This window comes from Streptomyces sp. H27-C3, from assembly GCF_030063415.1.
Classification (GTDB): domain Bacteria; phylum Actinomycetota; class Actinomycetes; order Streptomycetales; family Streptomycetaceae; genus Streptomyces.
This window is the reverse complement of sequence record NZ_JASITA010000014.1, coordinates 165,072-191,129: the sequence shown is the minus strand read 5'-3', so window position 1 is coordinate 191,129 and position 26,058 is coordinate 165,072. Positions and strand designations below refer to the sequence as shown.

Sequence of the window (26,058 nt, the reverse complement as noted above, 5' to 3'; positions counted from 1 at the left end):
ATACATCCGCACCGCACGCTCACGCAACTCCAGCGAGTACTTTCTGGGGGCAGCCATGGCCGATGTTCCTCTCATGAGAACCATCTGACCCTCTGTCACCATCTTCCGCATCTCGGGGGAACCTCAGGATCCACCGTCGCACGGTGCCCGGGTGGTCACTACGGATGCCGGCAGGTGCAAGGTGCCTGCTGGGAGCGCCTACAGGTGTAGTCCCACGTGATTCACGATAAACCGCTTCCGCTCGGAATCGCGGGCGAAGTAGATGCGTCCGACCTCGTTGGGCGAGACGGCGTCCCGGACCTTGATGTGCGGCAGTCCGTCCCAGCGCTTCCCGTCGCACGTGAAGTAGCGCTTGTCCTTGTCCTTGCTGAGTTTCTCGTCGTTGGGCGCGAATTTCAGTCCGTGGTTGTCGTAAAACCACTGGGCCAGCCGGGGCATCCTGCCGGAACTGGAGTACAGGTCCATCGCAGCCTGCGCGAGAGCGGTCAGCCGGTCGGTCATCTCCTGGGGGACGGGTAGCGGGAGTCCTTCCAGGCGCGCGCCGCTCTCGCCGTGAACACGATGTGCTCCTCCGACGCCTTGGCGAGAGCTTCGAAAGTGGGCACGGCGTCCGATCCCAGAGGAGGGATCTCGCTCCAGGCGTCGAATGTAGCCGCCTGCCCGCTCCCGCCCTTAGACAGGTCCAGGTACTCGTTCTTCCAGTAGTCCCGGTCCTGACGCAGGGCTTCAGCGGTGGCGGCATCGTCTCGGGCCTTGTCGCGTTCCTCCATGCAGCGCTGCGCCACGTCCTCCCAGGATGTGGCGTCCTCTTCAAGCTGCCGGACACGTTTCTGCAGTGCTTCGAGCTGAGCGGTCTTGTCTCCGGCGGCCTGGGCGCGCGACAACTGCTCCGCCGCCCTGCGGGCTCCCGCGCGGTACGAAGCCTGCCGCGCACGCTCCCACGCCGTGTCACTGCCACGGGCGATGACAGAGAGATGGGCGAGCGACAGCATCAGCCGCCGTTCCACGAAGGACGCCTGGGACACCTCCTCACGCGAGTGAGCGGGGTGTTCCAGGTCGAGGTCGGGCCAGACCCAGCCGGGCGCCACCGCTGGGTACGGCTACCTGCTCGTGGGCCCGCCGGACGGCCTGCGCGGTCACGTAGTTCAGGGTCACCACCTGGGACAGGCCGGCCAGTTGTCCGGATGCGTCGGCCGCCGCGCTCCATCCCGCCTGGTCCCTGGGATGTATCAGGAGAATGGGGAGCCGCGTGCGCAGCGCCAGGACATTGAGGAGTACGTCAGCGTGACTCTCCTCCCGGATCCTCTCGTACCGCCCCATGGCGAGCTGGCTCAGCACCCGCACTTCGAGCCCCTGGTCGCCGAGCACCGCCCGCAGCAGGTTCGGGCGCTTGAGCTGCGGATCCTGCACCGGTGCTATCCAGCCGTCGGGGATCTCCCTGCCCATGACGATCCTGAGCCCGCCACCGCCTTCGTCCGACTGGGAGACCGTGACCCGGGTGACGAACTGGGCCGGTCCCGTGGACAGCGGCTGGTGGATGGTCATGCGCAGGGCGCGGGTGAGTTCGTCACCCGCCACGGTCCAGCTCACTGTGCGGTCACCATGGCCGGGAAACTTGCCAACAAGCACCGCCCGGCCATCCCGGTCGAGTTCGGTCACCGAAGGTGCCGGTATACGTCCGTGGTGGCCGAGCCAGTCGGCAAGATGGCCGCGAAGGCTCTCGTAGACGCGGCCCGACTGCTCCTGGGCGGACCGGATGTCGAAACTGACGGCGTACAGCGCCTGCACGGCGGCTCCCCTCACCCCCGATGCCCCTGCGACGACCGTTTCCCCCTCGAAAGCGGTCAGGGCACTGCTCGGAGAGCAACCCTAATACCGCGCCGCCCAAGTCCGTAACGCCCTGGTCGGGGCTTCGGGGCCGACAGCCCGGTCAACCGAACGCCATACCTGCTGGCCTTGACGAACCGGATGAAGTAGGGAGCCGTTGCGTACTCCGCCCAGACCGTCTTGCCGGGCCGGTGCGGTCGCGCAGGCCCCAGTCAGCGGCGAGCGCGTCAACGAGGAGCACTCTGTGGCCTCCGCCCTCGTCCGGATCGTGAGCCGGTCGCGCCAACCGGCGGGGTGAAGGTCGGTCACCGCGATTCGGACGACGCCCAGGCTCTCGTGGTGGGAAAGGGGCGGGGCGAAGCCCCGTCCGGGGACGCCGTGGAGGACTGCGTTCACGGCGAGTTCGACGACGAACGGGAGCCGGGCGAGGCCGGCTCGGCTCTCGACGACGGTGACACCGCGGGACTCGAAGCCGGTGCGGGGCTTGGCGACGACCGGGAAGCCGCCAGGGAAGGCGTCGCCGACGCCGGTTCCGTCCGACCGGCCGACGATTCGGGTGACCGGCACACGTACCGCCCCCTCGCATGCCTCGACGAGGCGCCACTTGTTCAGGCAGGATTTTCAGCGCGGGCATGCGCGCTGCTTCGCCGGGCCTGCGCGGGAGATCTCGCCCCGTCCTGGTGCACGATGGTCACGCCACCCAGCTACCGACCCACAGCGGCGGGCCCGGGCTCTCTATGGGTGTCCTGCCCCGGCGCGACCTGCACCGCCATCGCGACGCCGCAGGAGATCGGTGACCTCGCCCTGATGTGCTCGGACTGCCTGACCGAACGTCGTCCGGCCGACCCGGACCATGACACGCGCCGCCTTCTCGTAGCTGCGCAACACTGTTTCCGGGAAGCCGCCCCAGGCGCCGGCCACGCCGGACTCCAGGACTACGTCGACCACCTCGCGGCCCGCCTGGACGACCCGCACCGACGACGCGACGCTCCTCGCCCTGCGCCGGATCGGCACGTAGGGCCGGGGCAACGCGCGGGAAACAGGGTCCGGCCGAGGACCTCAGCGGCGACCTCGATGTACCGGACGGAACGCGGCCGTGCGTGGCGGCGTTGGCTGCGAGTTCCGCGACGAGCAGCGCGGCGGTGTCGGATGCCTCGCTGCCGTGCGGCACGCCCCATGCGTCGAGCTGGTGCAGCAAGAGCCGACGGGCGAGGTGCGCGCCACGCTGGGTGGAGCTGAACCGCTGGAGAAGTACAGCCGCGAAGAGTTGCGCATGGCCGGTCGTGGGAACGGACGGTGCAGTCATCCGCCCACGAGTGGCCGGTGCGCGGCAGGCGATCACACCCGGTCGACCTCGTCCGGAGACGGCACCGTGGATGACCTCCGGCCATGTCGAGGGGACGGCCCCGATGCTTCAGAGGTCTTGCAGGCGACTGCGAGGCTGCTGGTTCGACGGCGTGGACAGGGCGTCTGCGGCTGCTTCTATATCAATGTCGACCTGGACTCTGCGGAACTGTTCAAGAGTCTCGAGCTCTTGGTCCGTGAAGCCTCCTTCGCTCAGACGAATGGCCTCCGCCAGGAATTGAATGGTCTGCCCGATGCGAACGGCATCCTCCGCGGCGCCGCGGTGGAGCGATCGATAGGACGTGGCAGTGGGGCCCTGCCAGCCGGTCTCGATGCCGTCGACGATCTCGTCCATGCGCTTGAACTGCTTGCCGAGATACTCGTGCATGTCATCCAGATCGTCCGCCAGTTTTTTCAACTGCGGCGATGTATAAGCGAGTTTGGGCTCATCACCCATGTCGGCCCCCCCCCACGTTCGAACCTGTGTTGCAAGCCGACCAACCCTAGCAACACGGACACAACTTCACAGACATGGAGTGTCACGCACACGCACACCTCTATCACCCCTGCCGCTGAGGGGCCAGGCTTCGAATTGGGCAGACATGTGGTCGACATGCGACCCGGTGCCCGCACCGGACTCCGCTCAGGTGATGAGTAGCATCATTGGTGACTGTTTCTAGGGGGGGCATCACCGTGCCGGACGAAGACCGCATCACCGTTAATTTCGCTACTTTGCAACAGCTTTCGGGCGACCTGGAGGGCATCCTCCGCGTCCTCAACGAGAAGCTGGACACGTTGTACGAGCGGACCGCCAAAGCCGTGCTGAGCTGGGACGGTGAGGCACGCGAAGCGTTCATCGACGAGCTGGACAAGTGGAGCCACTCCGCCGGCGACCTCAAGGCAACCCAGGCTTGGCTCCACGAGGTCGTGGTGAAGGGGCACCTGAACTACGCCGCGGCCAACAGGTCCGTACTCGAAGGCTGGGGAGGCGGTGCCTGATGGCCGGCCCTTCCTCACCCGCCCAGCAGCCGGGTGGTAGCGGCACCATCGACGTCAAGCCGAGTGACCTCTGGTCGGTCTCCGGTCGGGTCGCCGCGCAGCAGGACTTCCTGGTGCGGGGTGCCAAGACGCTTCTCGAGGAGCTGGGCAAGTACCCCGACGCAGGCGGTGCCGGCACCGAGGCCGAGAAGTTCGCCCGGGCGTACAAGAAGATCGGCAATCGCTGGCTGGAGGTCTGGGGCCGGTCCGTGCTCAGCGTCGGCGGTGTCGCAGTCGGGTTCACCGAGACGGCCAACGCCTACACCAGGGCAGACGTGGCGGCCCACCCCAAGCCGGGGAAGACGGCCGAGCAGCGCCCGCGGCCCGCGGTCATCTCCAAGGCCCCGAACTTCGACTCGGTACCCGATATCAAGTGGGGCGACGACGACGGCGGCGACGACATCCTGCGCGGCCTGATGGAGGGCATACCCGAAATCGTCCGGGACCTCCTCCAGCCACTGTGCAAGAACGTGTTCCGGATCGGAAGGATGGCGGACGTCCACCCCTTCCCGCAACAGCACTACCTCAACTCGCTCTGTCACAGCTGGATGAACGTATCCATCACCGCGACGTTGGGGGCGGACCAGCTCACCCAGGCGGTGGGTGCCATCACCAACCACCAGCAGGCGGACTGGGAAGCCGCGATGCGGACCTTCTGCAGCGCCCTGTGGGGAGGGACGGCGTGGGGGCAGCAGCGGCACGGCTACCAATGGGGGCAGACCGCCAACTCAGGTCCGGGCACGCCGCGGGTTCCCACGGGCAGTGAGCCGGTTCTGGCCGTGCTGAAGGACACTGCGGACAAAATCGCCACTATCCTGCGCGAGTACGCCGAGGCCGCCGTCGACCTCAACCGCGATGTCGCGGACGAGCTCCACCGCGCCATGTGGAAAGCCGCAAAGGAGATCATCGAAGATCTCGCCAAGCCCAAGGACCCCAAGAGCATCCTCGGCACCGTCACCTCCGTGATCGGCAAGGGCGCGGGCCTGATCCTGTCGTTCGACGTCAAGACGGTCCTGAACATCGACACGAGCAAGCTGAACGGGATCGTCGACAAGTACACCGGCATCCTGGGTGGCCTCACCACGCGCATGGAGGCGCTGAGGGAGCCGCTGGACGAGGCATTCCGGAGCGCACCCAAGTTCGAGGCCGGCGTCGCCCGTTCACACGGCTTTGGTACCCGGGCCCTGGAGGAATTCAAGGACTCGAAGGTCTGGCTGAAGGTCGATTCGAACGGCAACTACGACCTGAACCTCGCCGCCAACGAATACATGGCGAACGGCCATACTTTGGACAAGCACGTCGGCAAGACGGACGAGCAGTTGGCGCAGCGCCTGCGTGACCAGCAGTCAGGGGGCCCGACAGCGGCCTGGCCCCACGGCAAGCCGATGCCCAGCGGCTCCTCCGCCTTCCCGAGCTACCAGCGCGCCGAGGAATTGACCGAGCGCAACCTCAACACGAACAAGGCCGCCATCGAGGCATGGATCAAGGGGCCTCCGCCGGCCTCCGACGGCGACGTCAAGTCGTTCTACGACACGGTGCCGAGCGGTGAGACCAGTGGCCGCAGCGTGAGCAAGCAGCCGGTGGACCCCAACGACCCCCTGTCCGGGTACAAGCACGGCGGTCTGAATGCCCAGGCGTACGACGTGAGCGGCGTCGACACGCGTATCCGCTACGACAGCAGCCGCAACCCTCCGTTCACCGTCATGACGTCGATGCCCTCCAAGTCCTAGCGAAAGCTGAGAAAGGCCAGCACCACATGTCCGTCGACCAAACGTCCTGGGAAGCCGCGGTACGCCACTTGTACGAGGACGCGTACCCGTACGACGCCACGGGCCCGCGCCGCCACGAGAACTGGGTCCTCGACGTCCTCGCTCTGATGGCACGGGCCCCGGACCCCCGCGGCTGGACCGGTCTCGATGACGCGGCTCAGAACCCGGAGCGCGAGGCATCCCTCACGTATCCCTTCGTCGCCCACCCGCCGGAGTACATCGCGAGGCGTCTCCAGGAGATCGATCGGGACAGTGCCGAGAACCTGCTCCTCGCCCTTACGGACGACGGCTGCACCCTGTCCAACCTGAGTCGCTTCGCCGAAAGCGAGGCGGAGCTCCGGGCGATGGCGCGCACGATCCTCACGCGCTACGGAGACTCCGCCAGTTTCCACACCAACGTCAACAAGCCCGGTCACGTGAGCGGCACGCTCGACTTCACATCGTCGGGCTGGGCGTACAGCCCGCTGAGCGTGTACTCGGAGGACTACGGCCTGATCGTCGTCTCGGACACCGAGGTGGGCATGTTCTGGAACTTCGCCGACTACTGAACCGCCTGCCACCCGAAGGAGTTCGGCTCCTGACGAGGCAATTTGAGAGGATGCCCCCGTGCTGACCCGTTCCGCCTCCTATCCCGACCGGGAGACCGCCCAGTGGGCCACCCAGCAGGTGGTGACGGCCAACGAACAGGCCGTCCACCGCTGGCTCGCCCAGAACACCCGGGTCCGCCTCACCCTCGAGGCAGCCTGGCCGTCCCGTGAGGAGCCCGTGGGCCGGGTCCAGATGGAGGGCGACCTGCTGGCCGGGCGCGGCCCCGTCGACGTGCGCGCGGCGCGCGTGGTGCTGCGTCGCGAGGCGACGAGTCCGCTCGGCTTCGTCGTCCACACGACCGTCCCGTTCTACCTGTAGGGGTCATACGCACATGTCCATGAAGCCCCTCGAACACGACCGGCGGTACGGCGAGCTGGACCAGGTGATGCGCGCGTATCTGGGTCAGTCGGCGGACGACACCCCGGAGCAGCGCAGTCGCGCCCTGGACGCGTATCTCCGTCACACCTGGCATACCCGCCCTGCGGCCGTCGCGGAGGCGGAGCGACAGCTGCGCGAGTACAGCCGTAATCCTCCGGGCCGCATTCGGCAGGAGCTGGGTGAGTTCTACTCGATCCCGGACACCGGAAAGCCCCAGTCGGACATCGGTGACTGGCTGGCAGTGCTGGCCGACCACTTGAAGAGAAGCATCGAGGAGGGCGACGTCCCCGAGCCATCGTCCCCGCAGACGCACTGGGAGTGGCACGCGCGTTACCCGGAGACCGCGCAACTGCTGGGGGGCTGGTTCTCGCAGGACATCGTCGACGAGTTCTTCGGCCACGACGCCGCGGTCGCCGACTACGCCGACACCACAAACCCGCAGTTGGTCGCCCGCCTCGTGGGTGAACTGCACGAGTTGCTCGCCCTCCCCCTGGACGAGGGGGACTACGCCCTGGCTGCCGCCGAACTCGGCATGGAGGTGGGCCCGCCGGAACCGTTCTCCCACGGCGCCTGGTTCCAGTCGCTGGCGGCGACGCTCTCCGGTGTCCGATCCGGCTGAGCGGTCGGGGGACGGGCGCTCCACAGCCGCAGGATGGCACGAACGTGCACAATTTCGCAGGGCGCACGAGGCAGCGCGCCACACCGTCAGTGTCCGAGCAGGCGGCTGACCTTCCTGGGGTGCGCTGGAGGCCGTCCGGGGGCGCTCCGGACGGGCCTGGGCGACTTCGGTGCAGCTCATAGGCTCAACAAGCCATCAAAGCCAGCGCCACTTGAGCGTCAAGAACGTTCGCGAGGCACTCCCCGCGACAACCTTCGACACCGCCCTCGCTCCAAAAGCGCAGGTCACAGCGCCTCGGACCGACCGACCTGTTACACAGGGGAAACAGGTCGAGAAACGAGCCTGATACATAAAGCCGCAGGTCAGACGCTCTTCGCAACGGGCTCAAGGATCGCCACGCACTCAACATGCGACGTCATCGGAAACAGATCGAACGCCCGCATCGTCCGCGGCTTGTACCCGCCCTCGCGGAAGTACGCCAGGTCCCGCGCCAGCGCCGCCGGGTCGCAGGCCACGTAGGCGATGCGGCGGGCGCTCAGGGCCGACAGGAGCTTGACCGTCTGCTTGCCCGCTCCCGCGCGCGGCGGGTCCAGGACGATCAGGTCGGTCTTGGCGATGCCCGTGCGCGGCAGGACCTGCTCGACCTTGCCCTGCTCGATGCGTACGTAGTCCATGTCCTGGAGGTTGTGCCTGGCGTCCTCGACCGCGCGCTTGCTCGTCTCGATGCCGAGCACCGCGCCCTTGTCTCCGATGCGCTCCGCGATGCCGCCCGCGAACAGGCCGACGCCGCAGTACAGGTCGAGGGCCGACTCGCCCTTGCGCGGCATCAGGCCCTGCATGACGGCCTTGAGCAGGATGTCCGGTGCCTGTGGGTGGGTCTGCCAGAAGCCGCCCATGCCCACGCGGTACGTCCGCTCGTCGGCCCGCTCGCGGACAAAGGCGCGGCCGTGCACCCGGTGCACTCCCCCGTCGTGCTCCTCCACGCGCAGGACCGATACCGGCTTGTCGAGCTCGACCAGCGGCAGCCGGCCGCCCTTCTCCGGGGTGAGGATGACCTGGCGGTCGCCGGAGCCGGTGGCGGAGATGGCTTCCACCGAGGACAGCTGCGGCCACTTGTGCTTCTCGATGCCCAGTTCGCTGACGCCCGGTGCGGCGATCAGGCAGCGGTCGATCGGCTGGACCTCGTGCGAGCGGTGCTTGCGCAGTCCGGCGTGGCCGTCGGCGTCGATGGCGTACTGGACGCGGGTGCGCCACGCGGGCACCTCGCCCTGGGGCAGCTTGTCGCCGGGGGCCGGCATGACCGTCCCGTCCCAGCCCGCCTCCTCCGGCGTGAGGCCCGCGAGCCGCTGGAGCTGCTCGGTGATGACTTCGCCCTTGAGCCGCCGCTGGGCGCCGGGCTTCGCGTGCTGCCAGTCGCAGCCGCCGCACATGCCGGGGCCCGAGTAGGGGCAGGGCGCCTCGATGCGGTCCTTGGAGGCCTCGATGACCTCGACCGCGTCGGCGCGCAGGTAGCGGGAGGTCTCGTCGCCGTCCGTCACACGGGCGACGACCTTCTCACCGGGCAGGGCGTGCCGTACGAACAGCACCCGGCCCGCGGCCGTGCGGGCGATGCAGTGGCCGCCGTGGGCGACGGGGCCGACCTCGACCTCGTACTCCGTGCCGACCAGGGAGTCCGGCACGAACGGCGCCTTGGCCTCCGACGGAGTCGAAGCGTCCGGCGCTTCCGTCGCGTCGGTGGTGTCCACGACCGGGGCCCCCGCCACGTCCTGCGTTTCCTTGGTTTCCTTGGATTCTGACTGCATGACGGGGTGACTCCAGAGGATCAAGGGGGAACGGCCGGACTACAGCCCACCAGTCTACGTGGGTGTGGTCCGGCCGTTCACCACAGCGAAGCGGCGCCGGTGAGGCGCGCGTCGGTCAGCTCTTGCCCGAGGGCTCCTTGGGCCGGCGGTCCACCGGTCCGCGGCGCACCGCGCCCGGCGCGCTCCAGTTCTGCTGCCTCTTCGCCCGCTTCTTCGCGGCCTCGGAGGACACCAGCTGGTACGGGACCGAGGTGACCATCACACCCGGTGTGAAGAGCAGCCGTCCCTTGAGCCGCAGGGCGCTCTGGTTGTGCAGCAGGTGCTCGTACCAGTGACCCACCACGTACTCGGGGATGTAGACGCTGACGGCGTCGCGCGGGCTCTCGCGGCGCAGACCCTTCACGTATTCGATGATCGGCCGGGTGATCTCGCGGTACGGCGAGTCGAGGATCTTCAGCGGCACATTGATGCCGCGCCGCTCCCACTCGTCCTTGAGCGCCTTCGTCTCGACCGGGTCGACGCTGATACTGAGCGCCTCCAGGGTGTCGGAGCGCGTCAGCTTGGCGAAGGCGAGGGCCCGCAGCGTCGGCTTGTGCACCTTGGAGACCAGGACGATGGAGTGGACCCTGGACGGACGGACACTGTCGTCGGACGGGCCCTCGTCGGCCGAGATCTCCTCGGCGACCCGGTCGTAGTGCTTACGGATCGCGCTCATCGTCCCGTAGAAGATCACCATGCCGAGCAGCGCGACCCAGGCGCCGTGGGTGAACTTGGTGGCCAGCACGATGACGAGCACCATGCCGGTGAAGAAGGCGCCGAAGGTGTTGATCGCCCGCGAGCGCATCATGCGGCGGCGCTCGGCCTGCTTCTTCTCGGTCCGCAGGTGTCGGTTCCAATGCCGCACCATGCCGATCTGGCTGAGCGTGAAGGAGACGAAGACACCGACGATGTAGAGCTGGATCAGCTTGGTGGAGTCGGCGCCGTAGACCCACACGAGCAGCATCGCGGCGCCCGCGAGCAGCACGATGCCGTTGGAGAAGGCGAGGCGGTCGCCGCGGGTGTGCAGCTGGCGCGGGAGGTAGCGGTCCTGCGCGAGGATCGAGCCGAGCAGCGGGAAGCCGTTGTACGCCGTGTTCGCGGCCAGGAACAGGACGAGCGCGGTGGCGGCGGCGAGCACGATGAACAGGAACGTGCCGTCGCCGAAGACCGCGGCTGCGACCTGCGAGATCACCGGGTCCTGGACATAACCCGCGCCGACCGCGACACCGTTGTGGATCAGGTCCTTCGCCGGGAACTCGGCCATCTTCACGTCGGTGGCCATGGCCAGGCCGATGATGCCGCAGAACATGGTGACGGCCAGGCCGCCCATCAGGGCGAGCGTCGTGGCGGCGTTCTTGCTCTTGGGCTTGCGGAAGGCGGGGACACCGTTGCTGATCGCCTCGACGCCGGTGAGCGCGGCGCAGCCGGATGAGAAGGCGCGCAGCAGCAGGAAGACGAGGGCGAAGCCGGCGATGCCCTGGTGCTCGGGCTTGATCTCGTAGTCGGAGGTCGGTGCGTGCATGGTGTCGCCCAGCGCGATTCCGCGGAAGGCGCCCCAGGCGATCATGGTGAAGACGCCCGCGACGAAGACGTAGGTCGGGATCGCGAAGAGCTTGCCCGACTCGCGTACGCCGCGCAGGTTCATGACCGTCAGCAGCACGATGACGCCGACGGCGCACAGCACCTTGTGCTCGATGACGAAGGGGATCGCGGAGCCGAGGTTCTCGATGCCCGAGGAGATCGACACGGCGACGGTGAGGACGTAGTCGACGAGCAGGGCGCTGGCGACGGTCAGACCGGCGCGGGGACCGAGGTTGGTGTTGGCGACCTCGTAGTCACCGCCGCCGCTCGGATACGCGCGCACGTTCTGCCGGTACGAGGCGACCACGGTGAACATCAGCACCACGACAGCGACCGCGATCCACGGGCTGAAGTGGTAGGCCGACACGCCCGCGATGGACAGCACCAGGAGCACTTCCCCGGGGGCGTACGCAACGGAGGAGAGCGGGTCGGAGGCGAAGACGGGAAGTGCGATGCGCTTGGGGAGAAGGGTCTCTCCCAGCTTGTCGCTGCGCAGCGCCCGGCCGATCAGGATCCGTTTGGGCACGTCGGTCAGTTTGGACACGCAGAGGATCGTAAGCGTTCCGTATGGACAGCGCTCATCCACCACCCCCCACGGGCACGGAATCTCCTGTCGCTGTCCTTCTCCCGCCGTCCGTCGCGCCCGAATTCCACCGGGATGGACGGCGTGGTCGATGGCCCGTTCGGAGTTGCCGCTACGGTGGACCGAGACAGGGGCGGGGCACTGTTGGGCACTTCTGCCCCGCACCACCCCGGTGAGCCGAGAAGGAAGATGTGAACAGGGTGTTTGTGCAGGTCAGCCGGGCGACCAGGAGTGCGGGGTAACGGGACGATGCACGTCGTCATCATGGGCTGTGGACGAGTGGGAGCCGCACTCGCGCAGACCCTGGAGCAACAGGGGCACACGGTCGCCGTGATCGACCAGGACCCCACGGCCTTCCGCCGTCTGGGCTCCGGGTTCGGTGGCCGCCGTGTCAACGGGGTCGGCTTCGACCAGGACACCCTCCGCGAGGCGGGCATCGAGGAAGCCGGTGCGTTCGCCGCGGTGAGCAGCGGTGACAATTCCAACATCATCGCCGCCCGGGTGGCCCGCGAGATGTTCGCCATCGAGAACGTCGCGGCCCGTATCTACGACCCGCGTCGCGCCGAGGTCTACCAGCGCCTGGGCATCCCCACCGTCGCCACGGTCCGCTGGACCGCCGACCAGATGCTGCGGCGGCTGCTGCCGTCCGGGGCCGAGCCGCTGTGGCGCGACCCGAGCGGCGGTGTGCAGCTCGCCGAGGTGCACACCTCGCCCGCCTGGATCGGCCACAAGATCAGCAAGCTGCAGGAGGAGACCGGCGTACGTGTCGCGTTCCTCACCCGGCTGGGCGAGGCGATTCTGCCGACCTCTCAGACCGTGCTGCAGGAGGGCGATCTGGTGCACGTCATGATGCACACCGAGGACATCGCGAAGGTCGAGGGCGCCTGCGCGCAGGGTCCCGAAGAAGGCGGTCAGTGATGCGGGTCGCTATTGCCGGGGCCGGAGCGGTGGGACGTTCCATCGCGGCCGAGCTGCTGGAGAACGGGCACGAGGTGCTCCTGATCGACAAGGCGCCGACCGCCATCTCGGTGGAGCGGGTGCCGCTCGCCGAATGGCTGCTGGCCGACGCCTGCGAGATCACCTCGCTGGACGAGGCGGCGCTCCAGCGCTGCAACGTGGCGATCGCGGCGACCGGTGACGACAAGGTCAACCTGGTCGTCTCGCTGCTCGCCAAGACCGAGTACGGGGTGCCGCGGGTCGTCGCCCGCGTCAACAACCCCAAGAACGAGTGGCTGTTCAACGAGTCCTGGGGTGTCGATGTCGCGGTCTCCACGCCGCGCCTGATGTCGGCACTGGTCGAGGAGGCGGTGAGCGTCGGTGATCTCGTACGGCTGCTGCGCTTCAGCCACGGCGACGCCAACCTCGTCGAGCTGACCCTGCCGCCCGAGTCGGCGCTGGCGGGCACGCAGGTCAGCGATGTGGCATGGCCCGAGGACACCTCGCTGGTCACCATCATCCGCGGTACGCGCGTGCTCACTCCGACCCCGGAGGAGACCCTGGAGCCGGGCGACGAGCTGCTGTTCGTGGCGGCGCAGGCGCGCGAGGAGCAGCTGGAGGACCTGCTTTCGGTCCGCAAGCTGGACGCGTCGGGCTGACACATTCCCCGCACGTAGATACGCAGGTGGGGCCCGGAACCGACCAGGTTCCGGGCCCCACCTCGTTCACGTACGGGCGATCAGGCTTCGCTGCTCCGCGTCTGGGCCGCCTTGCGCTCCTTCTCTGCCTGCTCCTTCGCCTCCATCTCGGCGAACACGTCGATCGGCGCCGGCGCCTTCGCCAGGAAGACCCAGGTCAGATAGACCGCGAGGAGGAACGGCGGGATCTTCAGCGAGACGAGCACCCAGCCGAGCTGCGCGGTGTCGGCCCACCAGTAGAGCGGGAAGAGGATCGCGCACTTGGCCAGCAGGATCAGCCCCCAGGCGTAGCTCGCCTTGGCGTACGCCTTCTTGCGGCCCGGGTTCCTGGTGCGCCAGGAGAGGTTCTCCTTGAAGACCGGGCCGAGGATCAGGCCGATCAGCGGGACACCGGCGAGCGTGGTGCCGATGTACGCGACGGCCAGGCCAAGCGTGTAGATCATGCCGGGCAGGTAGAAGTCCTTGGCATTGCCGGTCATCATCGCGAAGACGACACCGAAAGCGACGCCGAAGACCCCGCTGAAGGCGTGCTTGACGGTGTCCCGGCGGACCAGCCGTACGGCGACGAGCAGCAGGGACACCCCGAGGGCGGCGATGGCCGAGACGTGCAGGTCCTTGTCGATCGTGAAGATGGTCACGAACAACAGGCCGGGAAGCACGGTTTCCACCATGCCTCTGACCCCGCCGAAGGCCTCGAACAGTGCGGCCTCCGTGACGGCTTTCGCGGCTTCGGCCTCGCTGCTGTCTTGATCCGTGGTGGTCGGCTTGTCGAGAGACGTCACCGGCTACTCCTGTCCGAGCGGTCGGAGTTCGTATTTGGGGTTGAACAGCACACGACGTCCGTGACTCATGGATATCCGGCCCGAGGCTATGAGCCTGCGTCCCGGTTCTATGCCCACGATGGACCGCCGGCCGAGCCACACCACATCCAGGGGCGCGGTGCCGTCGAACAGCTCCGCCTCCAGGGCGGGCACGCCGGACCGCGGGCGCAGGGTGACCGTGCGCAACGTACCAGTCACTTTGACGATCTGGCGGTCGTCGCAGTCGCAGATGCGTGAGCACCCCGCGGCCTGGGCGTCCTCCTGCAGCTCCGCGGAGTGCAGATCGTCCTGCGAGGTGGACAGCCGGTCGAACATGCGGCGGAACCGGCCGGCAGGCTTCTCCGAACGAGGTACGGCACTCATACCAGAAGCGTACCGGGGAGTGGGCCGCACGGATCACCGCTCGAAGCGGTATCCCATTCCGGGCTCGGTGACGAAGTGCCTGGGGTGCGAGGGGTCGGCCTCCAGCTTGCGGCGCAGCTGGGCCATGTAGACCCGCAGATAGTTGGTCTCCGTGCCGTAGGAGGGCCCCCAGACCTCCTGGAGGAGCTGTTTCTGACTGACCAGGCGGCCGGTGTTGCGTACGAGCACTTCGAGCAGGTGCCACTCGGTGGGGGTCAGCCGTACGTCGCGGCCGTCGCGGTGGACCTTCTTCGCGGCCAGGTCGACGGTGAAGTCGTCCATTTCGATGATCACGTCGCCCTCGGCGGTACCCACCGGCTCCGCCCTGCGGACCGAGGCGCGCAGCCTGGCCAGCAGCTCGTCCATGCCGAAGGGCTTGGTGACGTAGTCGTCGGCCCCGGCGTCCAGCGCCTCGACCTTCTCGTCGGATGTGTGGCGTGCGGACAGCACGAGGATCGGCACGCGGGTCCAGCCGCGCAGCCCCTTGATCACGTCGACGCCGTCCATGTCGGGCAGCCCGAGGTCCAGGACGATCACGTCGGGGTGCCGGGCGGCGGCGAGCTGGAGCGCGGTCGCTCCGTCGTGGGCCGCGTCCACCTCGTACTTGCGCGCCTTCAGATTGATCACGAGGGCGCGAACGATCTGCGGCTCGTCGTCGACCACCAGCACCCGGGTCATCGGGGGCCTGCCTTTCTGCGGGGCGTAAGGGCTGTCGGGGATCCGCACGGCGTACGGGAAACGGTCACGAGGTCACCTGGGCGGGGAGGTCGGGGCGTGCCGGAGTGTGTCCGGCGACCGCCTTGAGGGTGAGGACCATGGTCATGCCGCCGCCGGGGGTGTCCTCGGCGGTGAGAGTGCCGCCCATGGACTCGACGAAGCCGCGGGCGACGGCGAGGCCGAGGCCCACCCCGGAGCCGCGCGGGGCGTCGCCGTAGCGCTGGAACGGCTCGAATATCCGCTCCTTGCCGTCGTCGGGGACGCCTGGGCCGCGGTCCGTCACCCGCAGCTCGACGCGTGCGCCCAGGGCGCTCGCGGCGACGCTGACGGGGGTGGCGTCCGGGCTGTACTTGACGGCGTTCTCGACGATATTGGCGACGGCGCGCTCCAGGAGCCCCCGGTCGACGGCCACCATCGGCAGCGACTCCGGGATGTCCAGGTGAACGCTTTCACCGGGGACGCCGACCAGCGCCATCGGGACCACCTCGTCGAGGTCGGTCTCGCGGATCAGCGGAGTTACGGTGCCGGTCTGGAGGCGGGACATGTCGAGGAGGTTGCCGACGAGGGCGTCGAGCCGGTCGGCGCCCTCCTCGATGCCCGCGAGCAGCTCGGCCTCGTCCTCGTCGGACCAGGCGACGTCGTCGGAGCGCAGCGACGTCACGGCGGCCTTGATGGAGGCGAGGGGGGTGCGCAGGTCGTGGCTGACGGCGGCGAGCAGGGCGGTGCGGATGCGGTTGCCCTCGGCGGATCTGCGGGCGTCCTCCGCCTGCCCGACCAGGCGCTGTCGGTCGAGTACGACGGCGGCCTGGGCGGCGAACGCGGCGAGCACCCGGCGGTCCTCGGCGGGCAGGACGCGGCCGGACAGGGCGAGCGCCATGTTGTCGCCGACGGGCATGTCCACGTCGGCGTCCTCGGGGCGGCCCAGCGGCTTGGGGCCGACGCTGCCCGCGCAGGTCCAGGGCTCGATGTCGCTCGTGCGCTCCAGCAGCGCCACGGACTCCATGGCGAAGGTCTCGCGTACCCGCTCCAGCAGGGCGTCCAGGGTCGTCTCGCCGCGCAGCACACTGCCGGCGAGGAACGAGAGGATTTCCGACTCGGCGCGCAGCCTGGCCGCCTGGTGGGTGCGCCGGGCCGCCAGGTCCACCACGGAGGCGACCGCGACGGCCACCGCGAAGAAGATCACGATGGCGACGATGTTCTTCGGGTCGCTGATCGTCAGCGTGTGGGTGGGCGGCGTGAAGTAGTAGTTCAGCAGCAGCGAGCCGACGGCGGCCGAGGCGAGCGCGGGCCGCAGTCCGCCGAGCAGGGCCGCGGCGACCGTCAGGAAGAGGAAGAGCAGGACGTCGTTGGCGAGGCCGGGACCGTTCTCCATGCCGGTGAGCAGCAGCGAGAGCAGCACGGGGGCGGCCACGCCGACCAGCCAGCCCCAGATGATCCGCCCGCGGCCCAGGCGTGCGCCGCGGGCGACGGGCAGACCGCGGCCCTTGGCCACCTCGCCGTGGGTGACGATGTGGACGTCCAGGTCGGGCCCGGAGTCGCGGGCGACGGTGACGCCGACGCCGGGACCGAACATGTACTGCCAGGTCTTGCGGCGGCTGGAGCCCAACACGATCTGGGTGGCGTTGACCCCGCGGGCGAACTCCAGCAGCGCGTTCGGCACGTCGTCGCCTATGACGTGGTGGAAGGTGCCGCCGAGGTCCTCGACGAGGGTCCGCTGTACGGCCAGTTCCTTGGGCGAGGCCGAGGTGAGGCCGTCGCTGCGGGCGATGTAGACAGCGAGGATCTCGCTGCCCGAGCCCTTGGCTGCCATCCGTGAGGCGCGGCGGATGAGGGTACGACCCTCGGGTCCGCCGGTGAGGCCCACGACGATGCGCTCGCGGGCCTGCCAGGTGGAGCGGATGTTGTGCTCGCCGCGGTACTGCTGGAGGTATTCGTCGACCCGGTCGGCGACCCACAGGAGGGCGAGTTCGCGCAGTGCGGTGAGGTTGCCGGGGCGGAAGTAGTTCGACAGGGCGGCGTCGAGCTTGTCGGGCTTGTAGATGTTGCCGTGGGCCATCCGGCGGCGCAGCGCCTGGGGCGACATGTCGACCAGTTCGATCTGGTCGGCGCGCCTGACGACCTCGTCGGGGACGGTCTCCCGCTGCCGTACGCCGGTTATCGACTCGACGACGTCACCGAGTGACTCCAGGTGCTGGATGTTGACCGTGGAGATGACGTCGATGCCGGCCTGCAGGAGCTCTTCGATGTCCTGCCAGCGCTTGGCGTTGCGCGATCCGGGGACGTTGGTGTGGGCCAGCTCGTCGACGAGGGCGACGGCCGGGCGGCGTTCCAGGACGGCGTCGACGTCCATTTCGGTGAAGGCGGCGCCCCGGTGGTCGATCTTGCGGCGCTGGATCTGCTCCAGGCCGTGCAGCATGACTTCGGTGCGCGGGCGGCCGTGGTGCTCGACGAAGGCGACGACGCAGTCGGTGCCCCGCTCGACGCGCCGGTGGGCCTCGGAGAGCATGGCGTACGTCTTGCCCACGCCGGGAGCCGCACCGAGGTAGATCCGAAGCTTGCCGCGTCCCATGGCCTCATTGTCTTTCAGAAATCCGCTGCGGCCCGATGGGGCGGCTGCTTCGAAGCTACATCCCCGGAATCCGGCAAAACGGGCGGGGGTGGTCTCTGAGCAGCACCTTGACGCGATTCTGATGGGCGCCGCCACTACCCGGCGGGTACAGGACAAACGGCCCGCGATGGTCCGTACGAGACGGATCACTGCGGGCCGCGAGGAAGCGAGGCCGGGGTGTCAGCCCATGGCGACGAGCTCCTTGAGGGCGATGTTGAGCTGCAGGACGTTCACCCGGGGCTCACCGACGAAGCCGAGGGTCCGGCCGTCGGTGTGCTCCTCGACCAGCTTGTCGACCCGCTTGACGTCGAGGGCGTTCTTCTCGGCCACGCGGTGCACCTGGAGCTGTGCGTACGCGGGCGAGATGTGCGGGTCGAGGCCGGAGCCCGACGAGGTGACGGCCTCGGCGGGTACGTCGGACGGCTTGACCCGGTAGTCACCCACCGAGTTGTCCTTGACGACGGCGGCCTGGGCGTCCTTGACCCACTGGATCAGCTCTTCGTTGTCTCCCGAGCGGTTGGTCGCGCCGGACAGGATGAGCTTGTACTGCGTATTGACGCTGTTGGCGCCGAGACCGTTGGACGGGCGCGGCTGGAACCACTTGAGGTCGGGGTCCGGCGTCTCCTGCCCCTTCTTCAGCGGCAGGTCGTAGCGCTGCCCGATCAGCTCGGAGCCGACGACCTTGCCCTCGCTGCTGACCTCGGACCCGTTCGCCTTGCCTGGGAAGACGGCCTGCGCGACGCCGGTGACGGCGAGCGGGTAGACGACTCCGCAGACGACGGTCAGGACGAGGAGGGCACGCAGCGCTGCTCCGAGCAGCCGTGCGGTGTTGCCCAGTTGGTTGTTCATGACGTCACCCGATGCCAGGAATGAGGGAGATGAGCAGGTCGATGATCTTGATGCCGACGAACGGGGCGATCAGCCCGCCCAGTCCGTACACCGCGAGGTTGCGGCGCAGCATCCGGTCCGCGCTCATGGGGCGGTAGCGCACGCCCTTCAGGGCCAGCGGCACCAGCGCGACGATGATCAGCGCGTTGAAGACGACGGCGGACAGGATCGCGGACCTGGGCGAGGACAGGTCCATGATGTTGAGCTTGTCCAGGCCCGGGTAGACCACCGCGAACATGGCCGGGATGATCGCGAAGTACTTCGCGACGTCGTTGGCGATCGAGAACGTCGTCAACGCCCCCCGGGTGATCAGGAGCTGCTTGCCGATCTCGACGATCTCGATGAGCTTGGTCGGGTTGGAGTCCAGGTCCACCATGTTCCCGGCCTCCTTCGCGGCCGAGGTGCCGGTGTTCATGGCCACGCCGACGTCCGCCTGCGCCAGCGCGGGGGCGTCGTTCGTACCGTCGCCCGTCATCGCCACGAGCTTGCCGCCGGCCTGCTCGCGCTTGATGAGCGCCATCTTGTCCTCGGGAGTCGCCTCCGAGAGGAAGTCGTCGACGCCCGCCTCGTCCGCGATCGCCTTGGCGGTGAGCGGGTTGTCACCCGTGATCATGACGGTCCTGATGCCCATCCGGCGCAGCTCGTCGAACCGCTCCCGCATGCCCTCCTTGACGACGTCCTTGAGGTGGATGACGCCCAGTACGCGCGCTCCGTGCTCGTCCTCCAGCGCCACCAGCAGCGGTGTGCCGCCTGCCTGCGAGATCCGGTCGGTGAGCGCCTGCGCGTCCCCGGAGACGCTGCCGCCCCGCTCCTTGACCCAGGCCACGACCGATCCGGTCGCGCCCTTGCGGACCTTGCGCCCGGCCACGTCCACGCCCGACATCCGGGTCTGCGCGGTGAAGGCGACCCACTCGGCGTCGACGAGTTCGCCCTGAAGGCGCTCGCGCAGCGCGTACTTCTCCTTGGCCAGTACGACGACGGAGCGCCCCTCGGGCGTCTCGTCGGCCAGCGAGGACAGCTGGGCGGCGTCCGCGAGTTCGGTGTCCGTGACGCCCTCGACCGGGAGGAACTCGGCGGCCTGCCGGTTGCCGAGGGTGATGGTGCCGGTCTTGTCGAGCAGCAGTGTGGAGATGTCCCCTGCGGCCTCGACGGCGCGGCCGGACATCGCCAGCACGTTGCGCTGTACCAGCCGGTCCATGCCGGCGATGCCGATCGCGGAGAGCAGGGCGCCGATGGTCGTCGGGATCAGACAGACCAGCAGCGCGACCAGCACGATCATCGGCTGCTCGGCGTCCGCGTAGATCGCGAACGGCTGGAGCGTGACCACCGCGAGCAGGAAGATGATCGTCAGCGAGGCGAGCAGGATGTTCAGCGCGATCTCGTTGGGCGTCTTCTGCCGGGCCGCGCCCTCGACCAGGTTGATCATCCGGTCGATGAAGGTCTCCCCCGGCTTCGTCATGATCTTGACGACGATGCGGTCGGAGAGCACCTTCGTACCGCCGGTGACCGCCGAGCGGTCGCCGCCGGACTCGCGGATGACGGGGGCCGATTCGCCGGTGATGGCCGACTCGTCGACCGAAGCGACACCCTCGACGACGTCACCGTCGCCCGGGATGATGTCGCCGGCCTCGCAGACGACCAGGTCACCGATGCGCAGCTCCGCGCCCGGCACCCGTTCCTCGTTCACACCGACGACGCGTCGCGCGACCGTGTCGGTCTTGGCCTTGCGCAGCGTCTCGGCCTGGGCCTTGCCGCGCCCCTCGGCGACCGCCTCCGCGAGGTTGGCGAAGATCGTGGTCAGCCACAGCCAGGCGGTGATCGCCCAGCCGAACCAGTCGGTGGGGTCCAGAATCGCGTAGACCGTGGTCAGCACGGAGCCGATCAGCACCACGAACATCACCGGCGACTTGATCATCACCCGCGGATCGAGCTTGCGTAGCGCGTCCGGGAAGGACTTGACCAGCTGCTTGGGGTCGAAGAGACCCGCGCCGACGCGGCCGTCGGCCTCGGGCTTGTGCCCGGTGGGCAGGTCCGGGTGCGGTGCCCGGGTCACAGTGTTGGTGCTCATGACGCGAGCCCTTCGGCGAGCGGACCCAGCGCGAGCGCCGGGAAGTAGGTCAGACCGGCGATGATCATGATCGTGCCGGCCAGCAGCCCGGTGAAGAGCGGCTTCTCGGTGCGCAGGGTGCCCGCGGTCGCGGGGACCGGCGTCTGTTCGGCGAGCGATCCGGCGAGCGCCAGGACGAAGACCATCGGGAGGAAACGGCCGAGCAGCATCACCAGGCCGATGGTGCTGTTGAACCACTGCGTGTCCGCGTTCAGTCCCGCGAAGGCCGAGCCGTTGTTGTTGGCCCCCGAGGTGTACGCGTACAGGATCTCGGAGAAGCCGTGCGCGCCCGAGTTGGTCATCGAGTTGCCCGGGGTGTCCAGGGCCATCGCCGCGGCGGTGAAGCAGAGCACCAGCGCCGGGGTGATCAGGATGTAGCAGGCGGCGAACTTGATCTGGCGGGTGCCGATCTTCTTGCCGAGGTACTCCGGCGTACGGCCGACCATGAGGCCCGCGATGAACACCGCGATGACCGCCATGATCAGCATGCCGTAGAGGCCGGAGCCCACGCCGCCGGGTGCGATCTCGCCGAGTTGCATGCCCAGCATCGTGATGCCGCCGCCGAAGCCGGTGTACGAGGAGTGGAAGGAGTTGACCGCGCCGGTCGAGGTGAGCGTGGTGGCCACCGCGAAGATCGACGAGCCGCCGATGCCGAACCGGGTCTCCTTGCCCTCCATCGCGCCGCCCGCGAGGTCGAAGGCCGGCCCGCCGTGGTGGAACTCGGTCCACATCATCAGAGCGGTGAAGCCGAGCCAGATCGTCACCATCGTGCCGAGGATCGCGTAGCCCTGCCGGACGCTGCCGACCATCCGGCCGAAGGTACGGGTCAGCGCGAACGGGATGACGAGGATCAGGAAGATCTCAAGCAGGTTCGACAGCGGGTTGGGGTTCTCGAAGGGGTGGGCCGAGTTGGCGTTGAAGTAACCGCCGCCGTTGGTGCCCAGCTCCTTGATCGCCTCCTGGGAGGCGACGGCGCCGCCGTTCCACTGCTGGGTGCCGCCGGAGAACTGGCCGACCTCGTGGATCCCGGCGAAGTTCTGGATGGCGCCGCAGGCGACCAGCAGGATCGCGCCGATCACCGCGATGGGGATCAGGATGCGGACCGTGCCGCGCACCAGGTCGGACCAGAAGTTGCCGAGCTCACCGGTGCGGGAGCGGGCGAAGCCGCGTACCAGCGCGATGGCGACGGCGATGCCGACGGCCGCCGAGACGAAGTTCTGCACCGCCAGGCCGCCGGTCTGCACGACGTGGCCCATGGCCTGCTCGCCGTAGTACGACTGCCAGTTGGTATTTGCGACGAACGACGCGGCGGTGTTGAACGCCTGGTCCGGGTCGATGGAGGAGAAGCCGAGCGATCCGGGCAGGCTGCCCTGGATGCGCTGCAGCAGGTAGAGGAAGAGGACGCTGACGGCGGAGAAGGCGAGGACGCCGCGCAGGTACGCGGGCCATCGCATCTCGGCGGTCGGGTTGGCGCCGATGACCTTGTATATCCACTTCTCGACGCGCAGGTGCTTCGTCGAGCTGTAGACGCCGGCCATGTAGTCGCCGAGCGGACGGTATGCCAGACCCAGCGCCACGAACAGCGCGAGCAACTGGAGCACACCAGCGAGGACGGGGCTCATAACGGGGCTCAGAACCTCTCCGGGTACACAAGGGCGAGGATCAGGTATCCCAGGAGGCTGACGGCCACGGCGAGGCCGACGATGTTCTCGGCGTTCACAGCTTCGCCACCCCCTTGGCGATGAGAGCCACCAGCGCGAAGACCGCGATCGTGGTGACGACGAAGGCCAGGTCGGCCATCGTGTGCTCCTAGATGAGATCTGGATGTTCGGACCTCTTGAGGAAACCTCGTCACGGTGCCGATTCGCCTTCCGTTGACACCTCCCTTACGGCCATTGGCGTCCCCTTGACGGCTTCCTTACGACTACCCGGCCTGACCCGCGCCGACCTGCGAAAACGCCGGTGGGCCGCACTCCGAACGAGGGAGTACGGCCCACCGGCCACAGCGATTTCAGGTCAGCGTTCGGCGCCTCAGCGCACCTCGGTGATCTCGGGACCGCGCTGCAGCTGTCCCATGCCACCGGAGAAGCGGGACCCTTCCTGCTCCTCCTGCTGTACGCCCTCGGGCACCATCTGGGCATCCTCGGGCAGCTTGAGGACGATCGGGTCGCGCGGCGCCATCGGCCCCTCGCCCCGTACGACCACGGTGTCCCGGAAGATCTGCTCCAGCACACCGGCGGCCTGCGGCTGCACGGCACCCTGCCCGGAGATCACTCCGCGCAGGAACCAGCGCGGCCCGTCGATACCGATGAACCGCACCAGCTGTACGCCGCCGGTGCCGTCCGGAAGCTGCACGGGCACCTGGGCCCGCAGCTCCCAGCCCAGCGGGCCCTCGACCTCGTCGATGACACCGCCCTGCTGGGTGATGCCCGAGGCGATCTCCTCGCGGACCTCACCCCAGATGCCTTCCTTCTTGGGTGCGGCGAAGGCCTGCAGCTGCACGGCACTGTCGCTCAGCACGACCGTCGCCGCGACGATCGCGTCACCCGCGACCTCGACCCGCAGCTCCATGCCCTCTACTCCGGGCACGAAGATGCCGCCCAGGTCCACCCGGCCATCGCCGGGCTCGTGGACCTCCGACACGTCCCAGGGACCGTCGGGGCGGGGCTTCGGCGGCAGGTTCACCCTGCGCGTGCCGCCTTCGCCGTCCGCGACCTCACGGGTCTCGACTTCATCGCCGACCTGCTCGGCCTCGCCCGCCGTGCCATCGGCGGATTCGCTCTTCTTGCGACGTCCGAACACGTCACTGTCCTTCCCGGTCGGATACGACCGATGCGTATCGATTCCCACCCGTTGAGCCGTCCACCGCGGCATGGCCACCGGTGGACCCGAAGCCCCCCTCGGCCCGCGCCGAGCCGGGAAGCTCCGCGACCTCATGGAAGCGCACCTTCTCGACCTGCTGGACGACCAGTTGGGCAATCCGGTCGAAGCGCTCGAACCGCACGCTTTCGCGCGGGTCGAGATTCACCACGATCACCTTGATTTCCCCACGGTACCCGGCATCCACCGTCCCCGGGGCATTCACGAGGGCGACTCCACAGCGGGCGGCAAGACCGGATCGCGGGTGCACGAAGGCCGCGTACCCGTCGGGGAGCGCGACAGACACCCCGGTGGGCAGTACCGCTCTTTCCCCCGGAGCCAGCTCGACCGCCTCGGTGGTGACCAGATCTGCGCCCGCGTCGCCCGGATGTCCGTACGAAGGGATCGGCACCTCGGGGTCGACCAGGCGAATCAGTACGTCGACAGGGTTACGGGTCATGGGTTCACCTCGAAGGCGCGAGCGCGCCTGACCTGGTCGGGGTCGGCCATCGCCGCCCGGATCTCCTCCGGGCGTCCGTTGTCGATGAAATGGTCGACCTTGACTTCGATGAAGAGGGCGTCGGCGCGGACCGCGACGGGCCCGTCGGGGCCGCCGATCCGGCCGGTCGCCGTGGAGTAGATCTTGCGGCCGTGCACCGCGGTCACCTCGGCGTCGAAATGCAGCAGGGTGTCCACCGGTACCGGGCGTACGAAGTCGGTCTCCAGCCTGCCGGTCACCGCGATCACCCGCAGCAGCCAGTTCAGCGAGCCGAGCGTCTCGTCGAGTGCGGTGGCCAGTACCCCGCCGTGCGCCAAGCCCGGCGCGCCCTGGTGGGCGGCCTTGACCATGAACTCGGCCGTGACGCGCACACCTTGCGCCGCCCGCGCCTGAAGGTGCAGGCCGTGCGGCTGACCGTCGCCGCAGCCGAAACAGTGCTCGTAGTGCGCGCCGAGCAGTTCTCCGGGCGGTGGGGCGTCAGGATGCCTGACCGGGGCTATGGCCTCGGCCGGCGGCGTCAGCGCCGCAGATCCGGCCCGGGATCCGGGGGTCTTCCCCCGGGAGTTCTCAGTACTCACAGGCGCTGACCTTACCCGCGCGGCTACCGGCAGGTCGCGCCGTGCCAAGCTTGGTTTCATGCAGCCTTCCGCCCCGCGGTACACAGAACGCCTGACCGCCCCCCGTTCCTGGTGGGGCATCGCCGCACTGGTCGGGGTCGCGTTCGCACTGATGCTGCTGCCGCTCGGCCCGCTGCCGCTGCTCGCCGGTCTGATCGGCGGTGGCGCACTGGCCGCTGTCGCGGTGAGCTCGTACGGCTCTCCGCGCATCCGGGTCGTCGCGGACGCGCTGATCGCGGGCGACGCCCGTATCCCGCTCTCCGCCCTGGGCGACGCTCAGGTGCTCGACCCCGAAGAGGCCCGCGCCTGGCGGTCGCACAAGGCCGATACGCGCGCCCACATGCTGCTGCGCAGCTACATCCCGACGGCGCTGCGTGTCGAGGTCACCGACCCGCAGGACCCGACGCCGTATCTGTACCTCTCGACGCGCGACCCCGAGGCCCTGGCGGCGGCGCTCACCGCCGTACGCGCCCCCTAGCCCTCCAGCTCCTTGCGGCCGGGCTGCGGCTCGATGACGGGCTGCTCCAGCGGAGGCAGCTCACGCAGGGCGTCCCAGGGGATCTGCGTTCTGCGCAGGTCGTCGCGAATCCGGTCGGCGAGCTTTCTGGTGTCGCGCCGGTTCATCACGGCACCGACGGCCGCGCCCACCATGAAGGGCATCAGGTTCGGCAGGTTGCGGACCGTGCGCTTCATGATCTGCTGGCGCAGCTGGCGCTTCATCTGGCCGCCCATGGCCGCGTTGAACGTGGCCGGCTTGGTCACGTCGATACCCCGCTCCTGGGACCAGGAGTTCAGATACGCGGTACTGCGGTCCTTGAGCCCGCCGTGCGGGCGCATGCCGTAGACCTCGTGCAGCTCCGCGATGAGCTTCAGCTCGATCGCGGCGACGCCGGTGATCTCGGCCGCCAGCTCGGCCGGCATCGCCGGCGGCACGGGCAGCATCGCGGCCGCTCCGATACCCGCGCCCACCGTGGAGGTGCCGTTGGCCGCACCGGCCACCAGCTTGTCGGCGAGCTGCTCCGGACCGAGGCCCGGAAAGTGCTTCTGCAGCGTCGCCAGATCGCGTACGGGAACACGCGGCGCCAGCTCCACGAGCCGGTCGGCGAGATGACCGATCCCGGCCTTCGCGCTCTCGCCGCCCTTCCGTACGCCCTGCCTGACCGCCGCCAGGCGCCGGGCCCGCGCTGAGGGCCCTTCCGCTTCTTCGAGCGAGGCCGGCAGGCCCCGCTCGTCGTCACGTGCGCCGACGGCCGCGCTCACGTCGTGCGGCGCCTCCGGAGAATCCTTCCGCCGGAGGCGCTTCTTCCAGGACGGTGTCGCGCCTGCCACGGCCGACCC

28 protein-coding genes are annotated in these 26,058 nt (G+C 68.7%); 8 read left to right on the top strand and 20 right to left on the bottom strand.

The features are described 5' to 3' along the window. Positions 1-198: 198 nt before the first annotated feature. The 6 genes from QMK30_RS16805 to QMK30_RS16775 form a co-directional block, all read right to left on the bottom strand. Positions 199-501: a hypothetical protein gene (locus QMK30_RS16805; protein ID WP_283518886.1), complete on the bottom strand. Its 303-nt coding sequence runs from the start codon at positions 499-501 to the stop codon at positions 199-201. Then, complete coding sequence (locus tag QMK30_RS16800; protein ID WP_283518885.1) at positions 498-1,025, bottom strand: hypothetical protein; 528 nt, start codon at positions 1,023-1,025, stop codon at positions 498-500. Before QMK30_RS16800 ends, QMK30_RS16805 begins: the two co-directional genes overlap by 4 nt. 4 nt (positions 1,026-1,029) lie before the next feature. Further along, positions 1,030-1,803 carry a hypothetical protein gene (locus tag QMK30_RS16795; protein ID WP_283518883.1) on the bottom strand — a complete coding sequence of 258 codons (774 nt, stop codon included), beginning with the start codon at positions 1,801-1,803 and terminating at the stop codon, positions 1,030-1,032. 66 nt (positions 1,804-1,869) lie between these two features. Continuing rightward, positions 1,870-2,394: a hypothetical protein gene (locus QMK30_RS16790; protein WP_283518881.1), complete on the bottom strand. Its 525-nt coding sequence runs from the start codon at positions 2,392-2,394 to the stop codon at positions 1,870-1,872. Positions 2,395-2,562: 168 nt separating this feature from the next. Further along, complete coding sequence (locus QMK30_RS16785) at positions 2,563-2,856, bottom strand: hypothetical protein (RefSeq protein ID WP_283518899.1); 294 nt, start codon at positions 2,854-2,856, stop codon at positions 2,563-2,565. Positions 2,857-3,241: 385 nt separating this feature from the next. Continuing rightward, complete coding sequence (locus tag QMK30_RS16775; protein WP_283518879.1) at positions 3,242-3,628, bottom strand: WXG100 family type VII secretion target; 387 nt, start codon at positions 3,626-3,628, stop codon at positions 3,242-3,244. 209 nt (positions 3,629-3,837) lie between these two features. Here QMK30_RS16775 and QMK30_RS16770 point away from each other — a divergent pair, with 209 nt between their 5' ends. From QMK30_RS16770 to QMK30_RS16750, 5 genes are read left to right on the top strand one after another with little or no spacing between them, the layout of a single operon-like run. Beyond that, positions 3,838-4,170 carry a WXG100 family type VII secretion target gene (locus QMK30_RS16770; protein ID WP_502963150.1) on the top strand — a complete coding sequence of 111 codons (333 nt, stop codon included), beginning with the start codon at positions 3,838-3,840 and terminating at the stop codon, positions 4,168-4,170. Continuing rightward, on the top strand, positions 4,170-5,939 hold the full coding sequence (locus tag QMK30_RS16765) for an RNase A-like domain-containing protein (RefSeq protein WP_283518877.1): 1,770 nt from the start codon (positions 4,170-4,172) through the stop codon (positions 5,937-5,939). The genes QMK30_RS16770 and QMK30_RS16765 overlap by 1 nt, the downstream gene beginning before the upstream one ends. Positions 5,940-5,965: 26 nt before the next feature. Further along, positions 5,966-6,526, top strand: a complete 561-nt coding sequence (locus QMK30_RS16760; protein WP_283518875.1) for a hypothetical protein — start codon at positions 5,966-5,968, stop codon at positions 6,524-6,526. Positions 6,527-6,584: 58 nt separating this feature from the next. Then, on the top strand, positions 6,585-6,884 hold the full coding sequence (locus tag QMK30_RS16755) for an RNase A-like domain-containing protein (protein WP_283518873.1): 300 nt from the start codon (positions 6,585-6,587) through the stop codon (positions 6,882-6,884). 13 nt (positions 6,885-6,897) lie between these two features. Next, the gene (locus tag QMK30_RS16750) at positions 6,898-7,563 is read left to right on the top strand and encodes a contact-dependent growth inhibition system immunity protein (RefSeq protein ID WP_283518872.1); all 666 of its coding nucleotides are present in this window, start codon (positions 6,898-6,900) and stop codon (positions 7,561-7,563) included. A 362-nt stretch (positions 7,564-7,925) separates the two neighbouring features. On the opposite strand, the gene QMK30_RS16745 is transcribed toward QMK30_RS16750, so the two are convergent. Together QMK30_RS16745 and QMK30_RS16740 are read right to left on the bottom strand one after the other, a co-directional pair. Next, on the bottom strand, positions 7,926-9,365 hold the full coding sequence (locus QMK30_RS16745; RefSeq protein WP_283518871.1) for a class I SAM-dependent RNA methyltransferase: 1,440 nt from the start codon (positions 9,363-9,365) through the stop codon (positions 7,926-7,928). A 115-nt stretch (positions 9,366-9,480) separates the two neighbouring features. Continuing rightward, positions 9,481-11,529 (bottom strand): APC family permease, encoded by a 2,049-nt coding sequence (locus QMK30_RS16740; protein WP_283518870.1) that lies wholly within the window; start codon positions 11,527-11,529, stop codon positions 9,481-9,483. 288 nt (positions 11,530-11,817) lie between these two features. Between QMK30_RS16740 and QMK30_RS16735 the strand changes: the two genes are divergently transcribed. Continuing rightward, positions 11,818-12,486, top strand: a complete 669-nt coding sequence (locus tag QMK30_RS16735) for a potassium channel family protein (protein ID WP_283518869.1) — start codon at positions 11,818-11,820, stop codon at positions 12,484-12,486. Next, positions 12,486-13,163: a potassium channel family protein gene (locus tag QMK30_RS16730; RefSeq protein WP_283518868.1), complete on the top strand. Its 678-nt coding sequence runs from the start codon at positions 12,486-12,488 to the stop codon at positions 13,161-13,163. The genes QMK30_RS16735 and QMK30_RS16730 overlap by 1 nt, the downstream gene beginning before the upstream one ends. 80 nt (positions 13,164-13,243) lie before the next feature. Here QMK30_RS16730 and QMK30_RS16725 read toward each other — a convergent pair whose 3' ends face one another. The 11 genes from QMK30_RS16725 to QMK30_RS16675 all read right to left on the bottom strand — a co-directional run bounded on the left by QMK30_RS16725 (position 13,244) and on the right by QMK30_RS16675 (position 24,603). After that, a complete protein-coding gene (locus tag QMK30_RS16725; RefSeq protein ID WP_283518866.1) occupies positions 13,244-13,984 on the bottom strand; it encodes a DUF3159 domain-containing protein in 741 nt (246 codons plus the stop codon). Between the two features lie 3 nt (positions 13,985-13,987). Then, entirely contained in the window at positions 13,988-14,386 is a 399-nt protein-coding gene (locus QMK30_RS16720; RefSeq protein ID WP_283518865.1) for an OB-fold nucleic acid binding domain-containing protein, read from the bottom strand. Positions 14,387-14,419: 33 nt separating this feature from the next. Further along, the gene (locus QMK30_RS16715; protein WP_283518895.1) at positions 14,420-15,103 is read right to left on the bottom strand and encodes a response regulator; all 684 of its coding nucleotides are present in this window, start codon (positions 15,101-15,103) and stop codon (positions 14,420-14,422) included. Positions 15,104-15,167: 64 nt separating this feature from the next. Next, positions 15,168-17,711, bottom strand: coding sequence for a DUF4118 domain-containing protein (locus QMK30_RS16710; RefSeq protein ID WP_283518864.1), 2,544 nt, complete (start codon positions 17,709-17,711; stop codon positions 15,168-15,170). Positions 17,712-17,930: 219 nt separating this feature from the next. After that, positions 17,931-18,599: a potassium-transporting ATPase subunit C gene (locus QMK30_RS16705; protein ID WP_283518863.1), complete on the bottom strand. Its 669-nt coding sequence runs from the start codon at positions 18,597-18,599 to the stop codon at positions 17,931-17,933. Between the two features lie 4 nt (positions 18,600-18,603). Continuing rightward, a complete protein-coding gene (gene kdpB / locus QMK30_RS16700) occupies positions 18,604-20,706 on the bottom strand; it encodes a potassium-transporting ATPase subunit KdpB (protein ID WP_283518861.1) in 2,103 nt (700 codons plus the stop codon). After that, positions 20,703-22,367, bottom strand: coding sequence for a potassium-transporting ATPase subunit KdpA (kdpA, locus tag QMK30_RS16695; RefSeq protein ID WP_283518860.1), 1,665 nt, complete (start codon positions 22,365-22,367; stop codon positions 20,703-20,705). The genes kdpB and kdpA overlap by 4 nt, the downstream gene beginning before the upstream one ends. An 8-nt stretch (positions 22,368-22,375) precedes the next feature. Next, positions 22,376-22,465 (bottom strand): K(+)-transporting ATPase subunit F, encoded by a 90-nt coding sequence (gene kdpF, locus QMK30_RS16690; protein WP_283518858.1) that lies wholly within the window; start codon positions 22,463-22,465, stop codon positions 22,376-22,378. A gap of 311 nt (positions 22,466-22,776) precedes the next feature. Further along, on the bottom strand, positions 22,777-23,547 hold the full coding sequence (locus QMK30_RS16685) for a DUF3710 domain-containing protein (RefSeq protein WP_283518856.1): 771 nt from the start codon (positions 23,545-23,547) through the stop codon (positions 22,777-22,779). Between the two features lies 1 nt (position 23,548). Continuing rightward, a complete protein-coding gene (gene dut, locus QMK30_RS16680; RefSeq protein WP_283518854.1) occupies positions 23,549-24,064 on the bottom strand; it encodes a dUTP diphosphatase in 516 nt (171 codons plus the stop codon). Continuing rightward, positions 24,061-24,603, bottom strand: coding sequence for a PaaI family thioesterase (locus QMK30_RS16675; protein WP_283518893.1), 543 nt, complete (start codon positions 24,601-24,603; stop codon positions 24,061-24,063). The genes dut and QMK30_RS16675 overlap by 4 nt, the downstream gene beginning before the upstream one ends. A gap of 136 nt (positions 24,604-24,739) precedes the next feature. Here QMK30_RS16675 and QMK30_RS16670 point away from each other — a divergent pair, with 136 nt between their 5' ends. Further along, a complete protein-coding gene (locus tag QMK30_RS16670; RefSeq protein ID WP_283518852.1) occupies positions 24,740-25,198 on the top strand; it encodes a DUF3093 domain-containing protein in 459 nt (152 codons plus the stop codon). Here QMK30_RS16670 and QMK30_RS16665 read toward each other — a convergent pair. Continuing rightward, positions 25,195-26,049 (bottom strand): hypothetical protein, encoded by an 855-nt coding sequence (locus tag QMK30_RS16665; protein ID WP_283518850.1) that lies wholly within the window; start codon positions 26,047-26,049, stop codon positions 25,195-25,197. The two genes, QMK30_RS16670 and QMK30_RS16665, sit on opposite strands and share 4 nt — an antisense overlap. Positions 26,050-26,058: the final 9 nt, after the last annotated feature.

Excerpts from the sequence above, each read along its gene's own strand:
- QMK30_RS16750 (WP_283518872.1), top strand. The coding sequence starts at position 6,898 with ATGTCCATGAAGCCCCTCGAACACGACCGGCGGTACGGCGAGCTGGAC.
- QMK30_RS16720 (WP_283518865.1), bottom strand. The coding sequence starts at position 14,386 with ATGAGTGCCGTACCTCGTTCGGAGAAGCCTGCCGGCCGGTTCCGCCGC.
- QMK30_RS16715 (WP_283518895.1), bottom strand. The coding sequence starts at position 15,103 with ATGACCCGGGTGCTGGTGGTCGACGACGAGCCGCAGATCGTTCGCGCC.
- QMK30_RS16745 (WP_283518871.1), bottom strand. The coding sequence starts at position 9,365 with ATGCAGTCAGAATCCAAGGAAACCAAGGAAACGCAGGACGTGGCGGGG.
- kdpB (WP_283518861.1), bottom strand. The coding sequence starts at position 20,706 with ATGAGCACCAACACTGTGACCCGGGCACCGCACCCGGACCTGCCCACC.
- QMK30_RS16765 (WP_283518877.1), top strand. The coding sequence starts at position 4,170 with ATGGCCGGCCCTTCCTCACCCGCCCAGCAGCCGGGTGGTAGCGGCACC.
- QMK30_RS16805 (WP_283518886.1), bottom strand. The coding sequence starts at position 501 with ATGACCGACCGGCTGACCGCTCTCGCGCAGGCTGCGATGGACCTGTAC.
- QMK30_RS16730 (WP_283518868.1), top strand. The coding sequence starts at position 12,486 with ATGCGGGTCGCTATTGCCGGGGCCGGAGCGGTGGGACGTTCCATCGCG.
- QMK30_RS16670 (WP_283518852.1), top strand. The coding sequence starts at position 24,740 with ATGCAGCCTTCCGCCCCGCGGTACACAGAACGCCTGACCGCCCCCCGT.
- QMK30_RS16760 (WP_283518875.1), top strand. The coding sequence starts at position 5,966 with ATGTCCGTCGACCAAACGTCCTGGGAAGCCGCGGTACGCCACTTGTAC.
- QMK30_RS16705 (WP_283518863.1), bottom strand. The coding sequence starts at position 18,599 with ATGAACAACCAACTGGGCAACACCGCACGGCTGCTCGGAGCAGCGCTG.
- QMK30_RS16775 (WP_283518879.1), bottom strand. The coding sequence starts at position 3,628 with ATGGGTGATGAGCCCAAACTCGCTTATACATCGCCGCAGTTGAAAAAA.
- kdpA (WP_283518860.1), bottom strand. The coding sequence starts at position 22,367 with ATGAGCCCCGTCCTCGCTGGTGTGCTCCAGTTGCTCGCGCTGTTCGTG.
- QMK30_RS16710 (WP_283518864.1), bottom strand. The coding sequence starts at position 17,711 with ATGGGACGCGGCAAGCTTCGGATCTACCTCGGTGCGGCTCCCGGCGTG.
- QMK30_RS16735 (WP_283518869.1), top strand. The coding sequence starts at position 11,818 with ATGCACGTCGTCATCATGGGCTGTGGACGAGTGGGAGCCGCACTCGCG.
- dut (WP_283518854.1), bottom strand. The coding sequence starts at position 24,064 with ATGACCCGTAACCCTGTCGACGTACTGATTCGCCTGGTCGACCCCGAG.